Genomic DNA, 14,779 nt, shown 5'->3' with positions numbered 1-14,779 from the left:
GCTCTGATCCAGCTTAACGGCCGCGCGGGCCTGTCGCTGTTGGACCCTGGGGCAGTCCCCCCAGCCACCCGCACGCACGCCCGGACTAGGCGCGTCCCTCCAGCCTCTCGATGGCCGCCCGCACCGCCGGTGGCACCGGCACCTTCTCATGCGTGGCGTAGCGCAGCGTCACGATGATGGAACCGCCGCGCGTGTAGAGCACCCCGTCGTCCGCGCCGGCCACCACGTGCTCGAAGGTGATGGAGGAGTTGCCCACGCGCGTGACGCGCGCGCCCGCCACCAGGTTCACCGGGAACACCACCGGCTTGAGGTAGTCCGCGTGCGTGTTGGCCAGGATGGGCCCCACCCCGTCCGCGGACGTCGTGTCCGCGCCCGCGGCGGACGGCCCCACCAGCCCGACGCGGGCCATGTACGCGATGCGCGCGGACTCGAACCAGGTGAACGTGCGGGCGTTGTTGACGTGCCCGTACGCGTCCATCTCGCTCCAGTGCACGGGGAAGGGCACGACGACGGGGAAGTCCTTCAGGGCGGCGTTCGACATGCCCCCCAGGGTCGCAGGGACCATCCCGCCAGGGAACGGAAACCACGCCTGCCTGCCCTCCAGGAGTCCCGCGCAGGCATGCTAAGCCAGGGGTCCATGGCTCTCCGGTCCACGCTGGCGCCGCCCGCCGTCCCATCCCTTTCTTCCGCCGTCCGGGGTCTCCGCGATGGCCGGTGAGCCCACGCGGCCCGAAGGGGACCGCCGCTACGACCCGCCCGCGCCCTGGGAGGAGCCGGGCCCCAAGCCCGAGCCGCACCTGGTGCGCGAGCGCGGCACCGCCACCGCCACCAGGCCCCAGAAGCACGCGGACATGGTGCGCTGGCTGCATCCCGGGCAGGTGCTGCGCACGGGCCTGGACGCGGTGGTGGCCACGGTGTTCGGCGCGCGAGCGGACCACCGGCTCATCGAAGCGGTGGTGCGTCCGCAGCAGCCCTACTTCGACTATTCGGAGGAGTCCGGCGCGGACGGCGACTTCTGGCTCGACTACGTCTCCGACATCGGTGACGGCTGGGACTCCACCTACGCGGTGGCGCGCCTGCTGGCGCTGCCGGAGCTGCGGCTGCCGGAGGAGGACGGAAAGACAGCCCACGTCACGCCGCGAGGCCGCGTGCTGGTGTTCGGCGGCGACGAGGTCTACCCGGGCGCCAGCCGTGAGACGTACGAGGAGCGCACGGTGCAGCCCTACGAGGCCGCCATGCGCCGCTCGCAGGCGCCCCACCCGGACCTGTTCGTCATCCCGGGCAACCACGACTGGTACGACGGCCTGTCCGCCTTCATGCGGCTGTTCTGCGCGCAGCGCTGGCTGGCCGGGCGCCGCACGCGGCAGAGCCGCAGCTACTTCGCGCTGAAGCTGCCGAAGAACTGGTGGCTCATCGGCACGGACGTGCAGCTCAACAGCGACATCGACGTGCCCCAGGTGGAGTACTTCCGCCAGGTCGCGGAGCAGATGGGCCCGGACGACCGCGTCATCCTCTGCAACGCGGAGCCGGCGTGGGTGCTGGCCGCGGCGGCCCGGCGCCACAAGGGCAGCTACCTGGAGAACAACCTGGAGTACCTGGAGGAGAAGGTGCTCGGGCGGCGCATCGCTGTCTTCCTCGCGGGCGACCTGCACCACTACCGCCGGCACGAGGACGACACCGGCCAGCACCGCATCACCGCGGGCGGAGGCGGCGCCTTCATGCACCCCACGCACGCGCCCGCGGCGCCCGTGCTGCGTGACGGCTCCACGCTGCGCAAGAGCTTCCCGGACGAGGCCACGTCGCGGAAGCTCGCGCGCAAGAACCTGCTGCTCATCCGCCACAGCCCGCTGTTCGGGCTCATCACCGGCCTGTGGTACCTGCTGCTCGCGCTGGCCGCCTACGCGGAAGTGGGCTCGCTGGGCATCTCCCGCCTGCCGGAGGTGGTGACGGCGGTGGCCAACAGCATGGTCAACCGGCCCTGGACGCTCATCCTCGGGATGGTGACGGTGGGAGGACTCGCGGGGCTGGCGGACGCGGCGCTGGGGAAGTGGCGCGCGCTGCTGGGCAGCCTGCACGGCGTGGCGCACATCGTGGCGGCGTTCTTCGTCGCCTGGGGTGCCACGTACTTCACGGTGAGCCAACTGGGTGTCTGTCCGGTGCTGTCACCGGATGGCGCTCACTGCGCGGACGGCTGGCTGCACCTCGCGGGCAAGTTCTTCTTCTCCTGCACGTTCACCTTCGTGGGCGGCTTCCTCGTGGGCCCCTTCATCACGGGCCTGTACCTCTGGATGAGCGTGAACTTCTTCGGCGCGCACTCCAACGAGGCCTTCGGGTCGCTCGCGCTGCCGGACTGGAAGAACTTCCTGCGCATGCGCATCGGCAAGGACGGGGCGCTGACCATCTACCCGGTGGGCATCGAGCGTGTGCCGCGCAAGTGGAAGCCCACCGGCGCGGGGCCCATGGCGCCCGCGTTCGACCCGGACGACCCGAACGCCACCGAGCCGTTCCTCATCGAACCGCCCATCCGCGTCTGCCGCTGACGCCCTCCCGCCGTTCGTGGCGGGAGGACATCCGGACAGCGGGTTACCGGGACACGGTCTCGTTGGAGAGCGACACCGCCTTCGCCGTGCTCTGCACGACGACCTGGTCGATGCCCTGGGCGCCCTCGCTCGGCGCGTCGGAGATCAGCACCAACTGGTCCCCCACGACGATCTGCGGAGCCGCCTTGGCGACATCCCCCACGGAGAAGGCGCCGAAGGGCGACTGGAGCGAGAAGTCGAGGTAGGGATACTTGCCGTTGCTGAGCACCCACTCCTCCTGGTTCACGCTGCCGATGCACGGGACCTTGCAGTAGGCGCATCCGATGGGACCGTCCAGACACAGCTTCATGCACGCCTTGTAGGTCAGGGTGGTGCAGCTCTTCTTGCCGAGCCCCGCGACGGACCTGGCGCCCACGGAGCCACTGGAAATTCCGCTCACGGAGGCCACGAGCTGGCCCTCGCGGAACACCATCGCCGAGTAGGTGGTCGGCTTGCCGTTCGCGTCCACGAAGCTCGCCGCGAACTCCTGCCCTTCAGACGTCTCCGTGACGACCGAGGCGGCGACCACCTTGCCGTCCGAGATGACGGTCTTGACGGTCGTCTCCCGGGCCTCGCCGGAGGGCTCGTGGGCCAGCCCCGCGCTCCAGCCCTTGGCCTGCGCGGTGTCCACGGCCACGCCGTCCTTGCCGGACGGGTCAGCGGACTGGACGAGCAGTTCCTTGCCGTCCACCACCAGCTTCGCGGCGCCCACGGCACAGTGCTTCATTCCGGAGAACTGGACGCAATCCTCCGCCCGAGCCTGCGAGAGCGGCAGGGCCAGGACGAACAACGTGGCGAGGCTGGAGTGGGCAAGACGGCGGAACAGACGCATGGTGGAGGCTCCTGATGGGTTCCGGGGGAAAATCCCAGGAAGACGGCCAGCGCCTGCATTCACCAGTTATGCCAATGACTCGCAGTGCGCCTGGGGCACCCCATCCCTGGAATGTGTGGCATTGGGTGTCACAGTCCCGTGGGGTCCTGTGGCGCGAGGGGTTACAGCGCCTTGGGGTCCCGCGCCGCGTCCTCGAGCAGCGGCGCGATGCCGGGCTGCTTGAGGGTGAGCGTCACGTAGTCCTGCACGGCGGCGTCCAGGCCCACGTCGCGCTTCGCGCGCTCGGACAGGAACCACTTGTGCTCCAGCACCTGGCAGTAGAGCTCCGCGGTGTCCGCCGCGCGGCCCAGCTCCTTCTGCAGGCGTGACAGCGTGGGGTGGTAGCGCTCGTCCAGCCAGCGGAAAGCGGCCACGCTCAGGGGCACGCTGCGGTCCAGCTTGCGCGTGAGCGTGGCCTTCATCTCCTGCATCTCGTTGAGCAGCAGGCTCGCCTGGCGCTCCTCCGCGACGATGCCGGTGAGCGAGTGCAACTGGTGCCGGTGGTACTCGCGGTCGGTGACGATGGTGCGCATGCGCAACTGGCTGCCCTGCCCGCTCGCCAGCAACTCCACCTCGCCCACGGAGAAGCCCAGGTCGTTGAGCGTGCGGATCCGCTCGTGGATGCGGTAGCTCTCGTGCGGCTGGAGGATGAGCTCGCGGTTGATTTCGGCCCACAGCCGCTCGTAGCGCTGGCGGATGCTCGCGGCCGTCTCCTGCCAGGCCTCCAGCTCCTGCGGCAGCTCCTCCGCCAGCTCCACGCGAGCGGCCAGGTCCGCCAGGCCGCCAGCGACGTTCTCCTCCATGATCTGAAGGTCCATCTCCCGCTGACCGGCGGAGAGCTGCTCGTGCAACTCGGACGTCTCCGCGTCCACGGCGTAGGCCTGCAACTCGCCCGCGTCGCGGCGGAAGAGCACGTTGGACAGCGAGCAGTCGCCCCAGAAGAAGCCGCCCAGGTGCAGCCGCACGAGCAGGCCCGCCATCGCGTCCAGCAGCCGCGACCGGTAGCGCTCCAATCCCTGGTGCATGAACAGCGCGCGGTACGGCAGCGACGATGCAAGGTATTGGGTGATCAGCATCCCGGGCCTGTCCCCGGGCGCTGCCTCCAATCCCTCCTCCGTCTGGACCGCCAGGCCCACGGGACACACCGACGGCAGCCGGCGCTCCTCCAGGCCGCGCAACAGGTCGTACTCGCGCTGGGCCACGCGCGCGGGCGTCTCCTTGAAGGCGTAGATGGTGGCGCCGTAGGAGACGAACACCACCACGTGCCGGGACAGACCGCGCGGCACCTCCACCACGCGCGGTGAACGCTCGGTCCACGCCTCCAGCGGCAGCTCCCACGGAAGGTCGAGGAAGTCCGGGTGCCCCTGCCGGATATGCAGGGAATGAAGGCGTCGCGAGGGGTGAGACATGTTGGCCACAAGCCTACCGTCCGGGTGAGCGCGCTTCATCCAGGGGGTGCGCTGGCCCGCGTGGAACGTTCGCTGTTAGAGGAAGAAGCCATGCGCCCCCTCCGCGGACTCTCCCTCTGCAGCGCGGCCCTGCTGTCGGCCTGCGCCGGTTCCTCGCCCACGCCCGCGCCGGCTCCGGCCGCGCCTGGAAGCATCACGCTCGCCGCGCCCGCGGGAGACGGGTGGTACCGGGGCGCGGTGTTCTACGAGGTGTTCGTCCGCAGCTTCCAGGACTCCAACGGAGACGGCGTGGGAGACCTGCCGGGGCTCATCTCGCGGCTGGACTACCTGAACGACGGCGACCCGGCGACGACGGACGACCTGGGCGTGGACGCGCTGTGGCTGATGCCGGTGTTCGCGTCACCCAGCTACCACGGCTACGACGTGACGGATTACGAGCGCATCCAGTCGGCGTACGGCTCGCTGGAGGACCTGCAACGGCTGTGTGACGAAGCGCACCGCCGGGGCATGCGCGTCATCCTCGACTTCGTCATCAACCACACCAGCTCATCGCATCCGTGGTTCGTGGACTCGGCGTCCTCGGCGCAGTCGGCGAAGCGAGACTGGTACCAGTGGCGCGGGAACAACCCGGCGTGGGCGCAGCCGTGGGACATCTACTCGCAGACCAATACGTGGCATCAGCAGGACAGCGGCTGGTACTACGGCGTCTTCTGGGGCGGCATGCCGGACCTGAACCTGCAGACGCCCGCGGTGCGCGAGGAGGTGAAGCGCCTGGCGACGCTGTGGCTCCAGCGCGGCGTGGACGGCTTCCGGCTGGATGCCGCGCGCTACCTCATCGAGACGGGCGGCGGCGTGGGGCAGGCGGACACGCCGGAGACGCACGCCTTCTGGAAGGAGTTCTCCGCGCACGTGCGCTCGGTGAAGCCGGACGCCGTGCTGGTGGGTGAGGTCTGGAGCGAGACGCCGTCGGTGGGCAAGTACTACGGCTCCACGGCGACGGTGCCGGGCGGGGACGAGCTGCCGCTCAACTTCAACTTCCCCATGTCCGCGCGAGTGATTGAAGGCATCAACGCGGGCAACGGCGGGGGCGTGGCGGCGAAGCTGCTGGAGATGAAGAACAACTATCCGGCCGGCGTGGCGGACGCGCCCTTCCTCACCAACCATGACCAGGTGCGGCTGGCGACGCAGTTCGCCAACGACGGGGCGAGGCTGGGGCTGGCGGCGGCGGTGCTGCTGACGCTGCCGGGAGCGCCGTTCCTCTACTACGGCGAAGAGGTGGGCCTGGGGAACGGCAACGCCAACAACGACGAGTCCAAGCGCACGCCGATGCCCTGGAGCGGCGCGGCGGGCGCGGGCTTCACGACGGGCTCGCCCTGGTACGCGTTCTCCAGCGGAAGGGAGACGGCGAACGTGGAGGCGCAGCAGCGCAACCCGGGGTCGCTGTTGTCGCGCTACCGCTCGCTCATCCACGCGCGCCAGGGCTCGGAGGCGTTGCGGAACGGAGGCCTGCGGCTGTTCACGGCGACGACGGGAGTGTCGCGCACGCTCGCGTTCGTGAGGACGCTGGGCGACGAGCAGGTGCTGGTGGTCCACAACTTCTCCACCTCGCAGGAGTCGGTGGGCCCCTTCGACGTGGAGGCGACCACGGCGGAGCCGCTGTTCGTGGACCCCGGAGTGACACAGCTCGCGGGCGGCACGGGAGCGTGGAAGACGAGCCTGCCCGCGCGCTCCACGGGCATCTGGCGGCTGCGCTAGCTGACGACAGGCTGACGCCACGAGCGGGAGAGATGCGTCTCTCCCGCGGCCTTGAAGCGGCGGATGAGCTCCGCCGCCGCGCCCCTGCCCTGCTGGAGCAGCCACTTCAGCTCCGCGGGCATCAGCACCTTCACGGTGAGGAGCCGGACCTCTCCCCCGGGAAGCGTGAAGCGTGAGGGCAAGGAGTCCGTTTCCATACCGATGAGCACGGCCACACGGCCCTCGGGAGTGACGAGGGTTTCGGGCATGCCCACGCCGTCCACTTCCATGGACAGAGTGCCATTGGACAAGGAGACACGGAGCTTCTCGAACTCAGCGACCTCATAGGCAACGCGTTCGAGCAGGTGCACCGGCCAGCTCTTCCACACCTCCCCGAGCGGCTCCGGAGTCTCGATGGCGAGCTCCAGTCCGAAGCCCGCGGTGGGACGGTCCAGGATGTCGTTGAACGGGTCGGACAGGCCGTCGGTCACGATGAGCATGCCGCCATCAGGACGGCGCATGGCCTCCCACCACTGCCGTTCGCCGGGCCAGGGGCCGCCAACGACCGGCGGAATGTAGAGGTCGTCCGACGTGGTACCGAGCTCGCGCCACACGGCTGCACGGGCATGGCGTGCCTGATGCCACAGTTCGGCGCGCCGCTTCGTTTCCGCGCGCCGAACGGGATCGAAGGCCGGTGGCCCGGTGACGGCCTCGAACACCGCTCCCGTGATGCCTGCACCCTCCATCGCATCCTTGATGTCCTCGGAGACGATGAGAGAGACCTCCCATTCCGAGGGACGGAACACCTTCGCATCGCCCACCTTCGACGGGTCAATGCGCATCCCTGAGATTGTGAACAATGTGCCAACCTTCTCTGGAAACCCATCCTCCTCGGTCCAGTAGGCCACCTCGGAGGAAGACTCGGTGTCGACACATGGAATGGCACGGATGGAGTTGAGGATGAAGTACGGACCCACGTGTGAGTCGACCTCAACGGGGATCAACTCCACGTCATTCGGAGCCAACTCCCGGAAGAGCGCCGCCAACTTCTCCGTAACGACAGGAGTGCTAAATGCCGCATGGGAGTAATCACGCGATTCTCCCTCAAGGCTCAACGGGAATCGGATCTGCCCCTTGAAGCAAGCGGGGTTTCCCCCTGTGAATTGCCAGGGGTCATCGAGTTCTCGCCGCTGTGAGTCGAGCGGGTGCCCCAGGCACCAGAACCCTTCAGCGACATCCTCGGAGAGCTTGAAATAGTTCGTTGCCATCGTGTCCGCTCATCACTCAAGGCCTGTGACCATTCGATTCAGGTCCGAGCCCTTTTTGATGATCTCCGCGGCGAGTCTATCCAACGCTTTCGTCAACTGGGCTCGGCAGCTCGCCATGGAGTTGCATGTACGGGTCGCCCGACTCAAGGTATCGAGGACCTGTTCATGGTACTGCCGCGGGTGCGGCCCTCTGTGTCCCGGCACACGGACCTTGTTCGCGGGATCATCAAGCGACATCCCGGCCTTGTCGAAGATCTTCTGGAACTGCGGAGACCACGGGCCACCACGGTTCGTGGCGCTCCACCACTTGTTGGAAGCAATGTGGTGCTCATGCCCTTCCGCATCCGCGTCACTCGCGACGGGACTCTTCTCATCCCGCGCGGACATGGCCACCGCGTTCGGCGGCAGCACCAGGGTGACAGTCCCCTCGGAGGACACGGCCACGGACTCCACCTGTGCCGCCGCGCCCAGCCGGAAGCCGCCCATCTCCGCGGCCACCAGCGAGGCCTGCCCTGAGCCCGGGAGCGTGGCGACCTTCGCGGCGAACGTCTCCGCCGTGCTGCCCACCGCCGCCAGCGCCAGCATCACGAACGCCCGTGCCGCGTTCTTCCCCATCACCTCGCCGTACTCCTCCCCCGCGTCACGAAGCTCGTCGAACGTCCGGGCCACCCGGGCCTGTTCGGACAACTCGATCCATCCCTGGATGAGGTTCCACACCGTGTCGATGCCCAGGTAGGCGATGAGCACCACCGTCATCGTCGCCGCGATGCCCTTCGACACGGGCTCGGGCAGCAACCACAGCGCCAGGTACACCGTGCCCGTCGCGACGAGGGTGGTGAGCACCGCGCGCTGGTCCGTCATCCCCACCAGCGCTTCCGATGTCTCCTCCCACACCGAGTCCAGCGCGATGGCGAACGCCAGGGAACGCCGTCCGTCCTCATCCAGCGTGGCACCCGCCTCCAGCAATTGAAGACAGTCACCCGGCGTCTGCTTGCGCTGGAACCACCGCCCATAAGCGCTCGCCAGCTCCCGGTCCGCGTCATCCACCAGGAGCCGGGCACGGGACGGCTCCTCCACGGAGACCAGCCCCAAGCGTCCACGCACATGGGCATAGGCCTTCGAGGAGAACGCACCCGCGAACAGCCGATACGCCTCCTCACGAGGACGCGGAGACACCGGCGCATCCTCCGCCAGCGTCCGCACCGCCTCCGTGAACGCATCGCCATCCAGCTCCACGGGCTCGACCTCCGCCCGAGGCACATGGACGACCGGCGCCCCCTGCCCCGTCTTCAGCCGGACGCCACGCGTCGCTGAACACCCCGTGCCCAGCAGCAACAGCAGCACCGCGACCGCCCAGCTCCGGCACGAGGACATGGATGCCTCCAGAGCATCCATCCTCGGCCGCGTGGACTCACCGCAACCAGGACCTCCCGCGCACAGCACGGGAACCAACCGTCACGGGGCGGGCGACACAGGACCCACGACTCCGGCGTCCTCGACCACAGCCCCGGCGTCCGGCGCGTCCACGGGAACACCGGCGTCCTCCACCGTGCCCACTGCCGGAGCAGCCACGGCCTTCCCAGACGGCACCACCGCGCTCCACGCAGGCTTCGAGGCCCCCAGCACCTCCTCCTGCGTCGTCCCCGGCGCCACCAGCAGGTCCACCACCGGCGACTGTGACGGATCTCCCTTCCGCCCACCGCCGAAGCGGTCGGCGGACGGCGGCTCCCCGGGCACGATGCCCATCGCCATCAGCCGCGGGTTCGCGTTCGTGTCCCCACCGAACATCCCGCCCAGCGACACGCGCCGCTCGATGGTCGCGCCCGTCACCGCGATGCCGTAGCCCCAGTCCGCGCTCGCGTGTCCTCCCAGGAAGCGGTCAGGCACCTGGAACACCACCGTGCGCCCGCTCACCTGGATGAGGGTGGGGAAGAACACCCGCGCCTCCAGCTCCTGCTCCGTGGCCGCGTTCAGCTCCGACTCCACCTTGCCGCCAATGCCCCCGGACTTCTTCTCGTACGCAGCCAGCGCCGCCTGCCGCCAGGTCTTGCGCAACGCCTCACGCGCCTCATAGGGACGCGGCGTCAGCACCACCGCCTTCTCCCACCCCGAGTCCGCCGCCAGCGTGAGCTCACGCCCCGGCAGCGTGTCCGTGCGCCCGGAGCCGGGCACCCGGTCCTGGTCCACGTACAGGTCCACGTTGAACGTGTAGAAGCCGTGCCGCGCCCGCTCCGCGACCGTCGCGCCCTCCAGGTCCACCGACTGCGCGCGCGAGGGCCTCGCGATGGGGTGCGCGAACGTCACCTCGAACCGCGTCGCCGCTCCATCCGCGAACGCGGCCACCGACACCACGTCCAGGTCCCCGCGGCCCAGGTCGTTCCGGCGGGGATACAGCAGCTCGCCATCGCCGTGGTCATCCCCCACCGGATCCGTCAGCCGGAACAGCAGCGCGTCCTCGCGCGTCTTGCCGCCGGAACACGCGGCCAGGGTGGAGGCGAGCAGGAGCGCGGACACGCGGGGACGCACGAACATGGAAGGGCACCTCATGCACGAAGGGACGGCCCGTCCAGGTGTACCGCGCGGTGTCCCAAACGCAAGGAGCCCGGAGTGCCTTCACAGGCGCCCCGGGCTCCTCTCACGTCAACCGCGAGCGGTGACTAGAACTGCGCCTTCATGAACGCCTTGACGCGCATCTGCTCGAAGTTGCGCTCCTCCAGGCTGTTCCAACCGCCGTTGCGGTTGGTGAAGCCGCGCGAACCCACCGCCACGCCGTGGTCGGCCGCGATGGTGTCGTCCGCGTACTGCACCACGTAGCCGTCGCCGAAGTCAGGACGGAAGGTGCCGAACGCGTACTGGCCTTCCAGACCGAACTCCACGCCGGACAGGATGTAGCGCGCCTTCACCAGCACCTGGTTCTTGTTGTGCTTGCCGGACGCCATCTCGTGGTTGTTGTACGCCTGGAACGCCGTGTTGCCGTCCAGCAGGTCCGCGAAGAACTTGGAGTAGCTGGCGGACACGTACAGGTCGTCCGTGAACTGGTAGCCCGCGCCGGCCGTGAACGTCGTGTAGTCCAGCAGGCGGTCGTCGTCCGCCAGGTTGTCGAACGGCTTGAACTGGTAGCCCGTGTCGCCCTGGCTGTTCGTGATGACGTTCGGGTTGCTGTAGATGCCGGACGTGCTGTTGCCAGCGCTGTACTCGTTGACCAGCGTGTTGTCGCACGCCACGCCGCCGCCGGCGCACGCGCCCGACGCGTAGGGCAGGAAGCGCGGATCATTCATGCGCTTGTCCGTCTCGTGGATGTACTTGAACTTGCCGAACACATCGATGCCCTTCAGCACGTCCACCACGTACTTGGCGCGCAGCGCGACCAGGTGCGTCTTCTTGTCCTGGAAGGGCTGGTAGGCCGTGCGGAAGTTGTGGCCCACGCCGGAGTCCAGCTCCGTGCCCGGGTACTGGCTCTCGTTCAGCGACTTGGACGCGTCGCCGTACGCCTGCCAGTTGGTGTTGTACGTGATGAACGAGTACTCACCGCCCAGCTCCAGCGCGCCGTTCGTGTAGACCGGGTTCGCCGTCACGCCCTTCCAACCGATGGCCGTCTCCGCCATGGGCTCGTCGAAGTCCGTGAAGTCGTTGTCCACGTTGATGGTCGCGACCTGCTGGGCCTCGCTCGTCCAGCCGCCGTAGCCGATGCGGGTGGGGTTGCCCTTGTAGATGCCGTAGGACGCGTTGGACGGGCCGGGGAACGCGAAGCTGCCGTCATGGCCTTCCGTGAGGAGCACGTCGGCCTCGCGGCGGCTCGCCATCACCGCCACGTAGTCCGCGCCGATGCTGAACAGCTGGAAGTTCAGCGACAGGCCCACGTCCAGCGGGTCGTTGAGGGACGCGTTCAACATGTACGTCTGGTCCGTGTGACGGCCGGCCAGCACCGCGCTGTAACCGCCGATGCCGCCGAAGTTCGCCGGCGACAGCACGGGGTCCGCGTTGGAGTACGACGTGTACGCGGCACCGCGCACGTCCAGCCACGAGCCCATGTGCAGGCCCGCCTTCAGACCGCCCACGCCGTTGCGGTAGCGCGGGGTCAGGTCACGGCCGTCATCGACGTTCGTGTCCTCCGCGTTCACCTCCTGGTCGTTGGCGTACTGGAAGATGCCGCCGACGTCGAAGAGCTCGTTCGGCGTGAACTTCGCCTGGAAGCCGTACGCCGCGTCACGCGCGTGGAAGGCGCCCGTGCTGAAGTTCGGGCCCGCCCACAAGCGCGGCAGCGAGATGCGCGCCGCATCCCACGTGAGCCGCCGCTCGAAGTTGGAGCCCTGCAGCATGATGGCCGCCGCGTTGTCGCGGTCGATGTAACGGACGCGGCCGATGACGAACGGGTCGAACTGGCCCAGGTCCGTCGCGCCGATGAGCGCCGAGTCGATGAGGTAGCCCGGACGCAGCGTCACGGACATACCACGCAGCTTGATGTACTGGTTGGAGCGGGGATCGAACTCGCCGCAGTCGCCCGCGGTGCAGTTCGTCGGCGGGTTCCTGCCGCCGAAGCCGCCGAAGTTCGTCCAGAAGTTCTGGTTGAAGCGGCTGTGGATGCGGCCGTTGACCTCCACCTGCGGGGAGATCTTCGCGTTCAGCAGGAGCTCCAGCTCCGTGCCGATGCCGTTGTCGCCGTAGCCTTCACCGGGCACCGTGGTGAAGTTGTACATCGCGCCCTGGTCGCGCTGCGTGCCCCAGAGGTACTTCGTATAGGTCGTGCCACCAATGGTGAGCTTGGGGCCGCTGTCCTGCGCCATGGCCGCCCCAGGAATGAGGCCGACCGCAACGGTGAGCGCACACGCTCCCCGCACCACGTTCTTGCGATTCTTCATGATGTCCGGAAAACCCTTCTCAGAAAGCCTTGAACCAGAGGGGGGTCATCCCCTCTCCCGGGCCGCCGCGGGGTCTCCACGGCAGCCCTCCCCGTGTTGCATCAAACCTTGAAACGGACTGTTTTGAACAGTCCGCCGCCGACTACTTCGTCGGCGTGGCCGTCGTCGGCGCCGGAGCGACCGTCGTTCCAGCCGGAGCGGCCGGCGTGGGCGCCGGAGCCGGGGCCGGAGCCGCGGGAGCCGGAGCGGCCGGAGCCTGCGCCGGGGCCGCCGCCGCGCCACCCTGCGCCGCCGGGCGCTTCTCGCCGGAGACCATCTTCAGCGTGGCCTTCTTCGTGGCGGAACCGTCACCCGCGCACTCATAGGCAAGCATTTCGTACTGAGCCTTGATTTCAGAGCTGTCGCCCTTGCCCTGGCCCGCGAGCACGTCGATGACGTGCGGATCGCAGTTGAAGTCGGAGCCGCCGCCGAAGCGGTGCTGGCCCTCGTACTCGTTGACGCGGCGGGTGAGCAGGTCGTTGTCCGCGGGGAAGCCCTCGTTGGACTGCATCACGACCTGGTAGCCCCAGGTGGAGGGGTCACCGGCGCCCAGGTCGGAGTTCATGACCGTGGCGGTGATCTTGTTGCCGGAGGCGCGCACCTTGGTGGGCACCACGACGGCGTTCTTCATCGCGCCGGCCTTGTTGTTGGCCTCCGCGCGCACGCGCGACGAGCCCTGCGGCGAGATGATGATGACCTTGTCCCACGCGTCTTCCGGCGCGAAGGAGACGTTCAGGCCCGGGGGGCTGTCGGTGAAGCCGCTGCCGGCCTTGTGGTCCGTGTCGATGAAGATGAAGACCTCCTGCACGGAGAAGCCGTCCGCCATCTTCCAGGGGTTCTCCAGCGACGCCTTCAGCTGGATCTCCACGTCCGTCTTGTTGCCGCCCTGGTCCAGCTTGAAGCCGGTCAGGTCGAACGAGCCCGGCTTGTACACGGGGTCCGTCGGGTAGGTGTACTTGCCCGGGCCCTTGTCGTCGCCGGTGGGGTCCTTGAACTGCACCTTCTCGGCCAGGGCCGGCGCCGCGGACAGGGAAGCGGCCAGGGTGAGGACTGCGATGCGGGGGTTGATCATGGGGGTGATTGCTCCTTGCAACGACAGACAAAAGGACTGCGAAGAAAGACCGCGGGACTAACCCTTCACGCCACCGGCGGTGAGCCCGGAGACGAGATACTTCTGCAGGAAGAGGAAGAGGAACACGACGGGCACGGACACGATGATGGAGCCGGCCGCGAAGTAGCCCCACTGCTGGCTGAAGCCGCCCACGAAGAAGCGCAGGCCCACCGGCGCCGTGTACATGGCTTCCTGGTCCATGAACGTCGCCGCGAGGATGAACTCGTTCCACGCCGTCATGAAGCTGAACAGCGCCGTCACCGCCACCGCGGGCTTCGCCAGCGGCAGGATGATGCTCCAGAAGATGCGCCCCGGAGACGCGCCGTCCATCAGCGCCGCCTCCTCCAGGTCCTTGGGGATGGTGTCGAAGTAGCCCTTGAGCATCCACACGCTGAACGGGATGGACGTGGTGGCGTACACGATGATGAGGCCCAGCCGGCTGCTGCCCAGTCCCAGCCACTGCACCAGGATGATGTAGAGCGGAATGAGCATCAGCGTGCCCGGGAACATCTGGGACACGAGGAACGCCATCATGCCCGCGCGCTGGCCGGGGAACTTGAAGCGGCTGAAGGCATACGCCGCCGTGCACGCCATGAAGACGCCCAGCACCGTGGTGCCAATGGCCACGATGGCACTGTTGAGCATCCACTTGGCGAACGGCTGATCCGCCATCACCGACGCGAAGTTGGAGACGCTGAAGGTCTCCGGCCACGGCGTCACCGCGCGCAGCCGGTCCCAGAAGGTGGGGTTCTCCGGCAGCGTGGCGATGGCCAGGCTCTGCTTGCCGGAGAAGGCCAGGCTCACCACCCAGAGGATGGGATAGATGGTGAAGAGGGTGAAGGTCACCAGCACCACGTGCAGCGGCAGGTGGGGGATGCCCTCGCGACGTTCAGAGAAGAGCGCCATGGG

11 protein-coding genes are annotated in these 14,779 nt (G+C 68.3%); 2 read left to right on the top strand and 9 right to left on the bottom strand.

Features of this window, described 5'->3' with window-relative positions; translation table 11 throughout:
* Positions 1-85: 85 nt before the first annotated feature.
* A complete protein-coding gene (locus ACX114_RS01670; protein WP_459294020.1) occupies positions 86-541 on the bottom strand; it encodes an acyl-CoA thioesterase in 456 nt (151 codons plus the stop codon).
* Between the two features lie 166 nt (positions 542-707).
* Between ACX114_RS01670 and ACX114_RS01665 the strand changes: the two genes are divergently transcribed.
* Positions 708-2,540, top strand: coding sequence for a metallophosphoesterase (locus tag ACX114_RS01665; protein WP_459294018.1), 1,833 nt, complete (start codon positions 708-710; stop codon positions 2,538-2,540).
* 43 nt (positions 2,541-2,583) lie between these two features.
* Here ACX114_RS01665 and ACX114_RS01660 read toward each other — a convergent pair whose 3' ends face one another.
* Together ACX114_RS01660 and ACX114_RS01655 are read right to left on the bottom strand one after the other, a co-directional pair.
* Positions 2,584-3,411, bottom strand: coding sequence for a hypothetical protein (locus tag ACX114_RS01660; RefSeq protein WP_459294016.1), 828 nt, complete (start codon positions 3,409-3,411; stop codon positions 2,584-2,586).
* A 161-nt stretch (positions 3,412-3,572) separates the two neighbouring features.
* A complete protein-coding gene (locus tag ACX114_RS01655; RefSeq protein WP_459294014.1) occupies positions 3,573-4,859 on the bottom strand; it encodes a DUF4032 domain-containing protein in 1,287 nt (428 codons plus the stop codon).
* Between the two features lie 90 nt (positions 4,860-4,949).
* On the opposite strand from ACX114_RS01655, the gene ACX114_RS01650 reads away from it, so the two are divergent.
* Positions 4,950-6,614, top strand: a complete 1,665-nt coding sequence (locus ACX114_RS01650) for an alpha-amylase family glycosyl hydrolase (protein ID WP_459294012.1) — start codon at positions 4,950-4,952, stop codon at positions 6,612-6,614.
* Here ACX114_RS01650 and ACX114_RS01645 read toward each other — a convergent pair.
* From ACX114_RS01645 to ACX114_RS01620, 6 genes are all read right to left on the bottom strand, one after another.
* The gene (locus ACX114_RS01645; RefSeq protein WP_459294010.1) at positions 6,611-7,861 is read right to left on the bottom strand and encodes an imm11 family protein; all 1,251 of its coding nucleotides are present in this window, start codon (positions 7,859-7,861) and stop codon (positions 6,611-6,613) included. The two genes, ACX114_RS01650 and ACX114_RS01645, sit on opposite strands and share 4 nt — an antisense overlap.
* Before the next feature lie 12 nt (positions 7,862-7,873).
* Positions 7,874-9,235: an AHH domain-containing protein gene (locus ACX114_RS01640; protein ID WP_459294008.1), complete on the bottom strand. Its 1,362-nt coding sequence runs from the start codon at positions 9,233-9,235 to the stop codon at positions 7,874-7,876.
* 81 nt (positions 9,236-9,316) lie between these two features.
* Positions 9,317-10,393 (bottom strand): glucodextranase DOMON-like domain-containing protein, encoded by a 1,077-nt coding sequence (locus tag ACX114_RS01635; RefSeq protein ID WP_459294006.1) that lies wholly within the window; start codon positions 10,391-10,393, stop codon positions 9,317-9,319.
* 125 nt (positions 10,394-10,518) lie between these two features.
* Positions 10,519-12,720 carry a hypothetical protein gene (locus tag ACX114_RS01630; RefSeq protein ID WP_459294004.1) on the bottom strand — a complete coding sequence of 734 codons (2,202 nt, stop codon included), beginning with the start codon at positions 12,718-12,720 and terminating at the stop codon, positions 10,519-10,521.
* 142 nt (positions 12,721-12,862) lie between these two features.
* The gene (locus ACX114_RS01625) at positions 12,863-13,831 is read right to left on the bottom strand and encodes a glucodextranase DOMON-like domain-containing protein (RefSeq protein WP_459294002.1); all 969 of its coding nucleotides are present in this window, start codon (positions 13,829-13,831) and stop codon (positions 12,863-12,865) included.
* Between the two features lie 57 nt (positions 13,832-13,888).
* Positions 13,889-14,776 (bottom strand): sugar ABC transporter permease, encoded by an 888-nt coding sequence (locus ACX114_RS01620; RefSeq protein WP_459294000.1) that lies wholly within the window; start codon positions 14,774-14,776, stop codon positions 13,889-13,891.
* Between the last annotated feature and the right edge of the window lie 3 nt (positions 14,777-14,779).

The sequence above is a fragment of the Corallococcus sp. M7 genome (assembly GCF_054512695.1).
Note: the sequence above shows the minus strand (reverse complement) of the source record. Positions and strands in the feature narration are given on the sequence as shown.

Bases quoted from the DNA above. Each gene is read 5' to 3' on its own strand.
- ACX114_RS01640 (WP_459294008.1), bottom strand. From the start codon at position 9,235: ATGTCCTCGTGCCGGAGCTGGGCGGTCGCGGTGCTGCTGTTGCTGCTG.
- ACX114_RS01630 (WP_459294004.1), bottom strand. From the start codon at position 12,720: ATGAAGAATCGCAAGAACGTGGTGCGGGGAGCGTGTGCGCTCACCGTT.
- ACX114_RS01620 (WP_459294000.1), bottom strand. From the start codon at position 14,776: ATGGCGCTCTTCTCTGAACGTCGCGAGGGCATCCCCCACCTGCCGCTG.
- ACX114_RS01635 (WP_459294006.1), bottom strand. From the start codon at position 10,393: ATGTTCGTGCGTCCCCGCGTGTCCGCGCTCCTGCTCGCCTCCACCCTG.
- ACX114_RS01650 (WP_459294012.1), top strand. From the start codon at position 4,950: ATGCGCCCCCTCCGCGGACTCTCCCTCTGCAGCGCGGCCCTGCTGTCG.
- ACX114_RS01665 (WP_459294018.1), top strand. From the start codon at position 708: ATGGCCGGTGAGCCCACGCGGCCCGAAGGGGACCGCCGCTACGACCCG.
- ACX114_RS01655 (WP_459294014.1), bottom strand. From the start codon at position 4,859: ATGTCTCACCCCTCGCGACGCCTTCATTCCCTGCATATCCGGCAGGGG.
- ACX114_RS01625 (WP_459294002.1), bottom strand. From the start codon at position 13,831: ATGATCAACCCCCGCATCGCAGTCCTCACCCTGGCCGCTTCCCTGTCC.
- ACX114_RS01660 (WP_459294016.1), bottom strand. From the start codon at position 3,411: ATGCGTCTGTTCCGCCGTCTTGCCCACTCCAGCCTCGCCACGTTGTTC.
- ACX114_RS01645 (WP_459294010.1), bottom strand. From the start codon at position 7,861: ATGGCAACGAACTATTTCAAGCTCTCCGAGGATGTCGCTGAAGGGTTC.
- ACX114_RS01670 (WP_459294020.1), bottom strand. From the start codon at position 541: ATGTCGAACGCCGCCCTGAAGGACTTCCCCGTCGTCGTGCCCTTCCCC.